A 614-nucleotide genomic window follows, 5' to 3' on the forward strand; every position below is an offset into this window, starting at 1 on the left:
GGGACCGGCGCCTCGCCGTTGCGGCCGTACATCGCCTGCAGCAGGTCGGCCTGCTCGGTCTTGGTCGGCAGTCCGGTGGACGGACCGCCCCGCTGCACGTCGATGACCAGCAGCGGCAGCTCGGTCATCACCGCCAGGCCGATCGCCTCCGACTTCAGCGCGATGCCGGGACCGGAGGTCGTGGTGACGCCGAGCGCGCCGGCGAACGAGGCGCCGATCGCGGCGCCGATGCCGGCGATCTCGTCCTCGGCCTGCAGCGTGGTCACGCCGAAGCCCTTGTGCTTGCTGAGCTCGTGGAGGATGTCGGAGGCCGGGGTGATCGGGTAGGAGCCGAGGAACACCGGCAGGCCCGACCGGACGCCGGCGGCGACCAGGCCGTAGGAGAGCGCCAGGTTGCCGGTGATGTTGCGGTACGTGCCCGCCTTCATCTTCGCGGGCTTGATCTCGTACTGGACCACGAACGTCTCCGTGGTCTCGCCGTAGTTCCAGCCGGCCTTGAACGCGGCGAGGTTGGCGCCGAGGATGTCGGGGACCTTGGCGAACTTCTTCTCCAAGAACGCGACCGTCGGCTCGGTGGGTCGGCCGTACATCCACGACAACAGGCCCAGCGCGAA

General features: G+C 69.5%; 1 pseudogene. It reads right to left on the reverse strand.

The window, feature by feature from the left end:
* Nucleotides 1-614: pseudogene (locus E7Z54_RS03045) on the reverse strand (thiamine pyrophosphate-binding protein); the annotation flags it as partial.

It is taken from the genome of Nocardioides sp. (assembly GCF_004803405.1).
In the GTDB taxonomy this organism is placed as follows: domain Bacteria; phylum Actinomycetota; class Actinomycetes; order Propionibacteriales; family Nocardioidaceae; genus Nocardioides; species Nocardioides vastitatis.